At 67.9% G+C, this 1,461-nt stretch carries 3 protein-coding genes; 1 reads left to right on the forward strand and 2 read right to left on the reverse strand.

The genetic code is table 11. From position 1 onward, the window contains the following. Positions 1-93: 93 nt before the first annotated feature. Together AB0J09_RS64605 and AB0J09_RS64610 are read right to left on the reverse strand one after the other, a co-directional pair. Complete coding sequence (locus AB0J09_RS64605; RefSeq protein ID WP_360714383.1) at positions 94-225, reverse strand: hypothetical protein; 132 nt, start codon at positions 223-225, stop codon at positions 94-96. 26 nt (positions 226-251) lie between these two features. Continuing rightward, positions 252-569 (reverse strand): hypothetical protein, encoded by a 318-nt coding sequence (locus AB0J09_RS64610; protein WP_360714385.1) that lies wholly within the window; start codon positions 567-569, stop codon positions 252-254. Between the two features lies 1 nt (position 570). Here AB0J09_RS64610 and AB0J09_RS64615 point away from each other — a divergent pair. Beyond that, a partial coding sequence (locus tag AB0J09_RS64615) for a hypothetical protein (RefSeq protein WP_360714387.1) occupies positions 571-1,461 on the forward strand: 891 nt, incomplete at its 3' end.

Raw genomic sequence — 1,461 nt, forward strand, 5'->3', positions numbered from 1 at the left:
TGGTTCAGATCATTGAGGTCGCGCGTGGGGTCGTACGGCTGATTGAGGCCGTCCGGAATATTGCTGTTTATCCCATTTAGCCGCCAGTACCGGTCACCTGCGCTGGCAGGCCGACCTGCGCGGCGGCGACTGGGTTGTCTTGCGCACCCCGGCGCGCCTGATGCCGCGTCCGGGCTTCGCCGAGCCCGGCAGCGCCGCGTTCAACCAGCTGCGCTGGCGGGCCATCCGCCCAGGAGAGTGACGATGGTCCTTCACCGCTGCCGGCTGGCAACGATCCTGGTGGGCATCGTCATCCTGGGATGGGCGACAGCGACCGGGCCGGCGTACGCCAGCACCTCCATCGCGGCGGCCACCACCGCCGTCACCGACACGCCATCGCCGACGCCGACACCGACGCCGACGCCGACACCGACGCCGACGCCGACACCGACGCCGACGCCGACGCCGACGCCGAGCAGGCCTACACCGAGCAGGCCGCATCCGTCCTCGTCCTCCGCGGCAACGCCGAAGCCGTGGGAAGCTATACCGGACCTGCCGCCGGAGCTCTGCAAGATCCCCTCACCGATCATCGTGCTGCAGTGCAACGCCAAGAAGGCGATGCAAGCGGGGGAGAAGGCCGGGCAGCTCCTGCGCGACACCGCCACCGAAGCGGTGGAACAGGGGGTGATCAGGCCGCTCGCCAACCTGGTGCTCGAGGCCGTCAAAGCGCTCGTCGGCGTATTCGTGACCATGTTCCTCAACTTCACCGCGTTCGACCTGCGCAACCAGGGCGCGTTGACCCTCTACGGGCTCACCATCGCCATCGGCTGGATGATCGGCGCGGTGCTGCTGATGGGCCAGATGATCCGGACCATGGTGCAGGGTCGTCCCGCCCCACTGGTGGAGGCGTTCCTCGGCCTCGTGGTCACCGCGCTGGTGGGCGGTGCCGGGGTAGGCCTGACCGCGCTGCTGATGGAGGCCGCCGACACCATCGCCGCAGTGATCCTCGAACAGATGTTCACCAGCGGCCTGCCCAAGGGACAGCAGTCACTGCACGAACAGATCCTGAACGTGATGGGCCTGACCAACAACGTCGCCGGAGCTGCACCACTCGCGTTCATCACCTGGCAACTCGGCATCCTGGTCATCCTGGTCCTCATCATCCAGATGATCGTGCTGCTGCTGCGCAACGCCACGCTTCCCCTGCTGGCCCTGCTCCTGCCGATCGCCGCCGCCGGCATGATCGGCGGCGGCGCGAGCCGTCAATGGCTCCCCAAAATGATCACCGCCGTGCTGGCCGTGGTGTGCTACAAACCGATGGTCGCCCTGATCATCGCGGCCTCGGTGCGGCAGTTCGCCGACGCCCGAGACGCCCACGGCCTCCTGTATGGGCTGGTCATGCTGGTGCTGTGCGTGGTAGCCATGCCCGCGCTGATGAGAGTGTTCGCCCCCCTCGGCGCGATGGCAGGCGGCGGCTCCGGT

Source organism: Nonomuraea sp. NPDC049784 (assembly GCF_040659615.1).
GTDB lineage: Bacteria > Actinomycetota > Actinomycetes > Streptosporangiales > Streptosporangiaceae > Nonomuraea.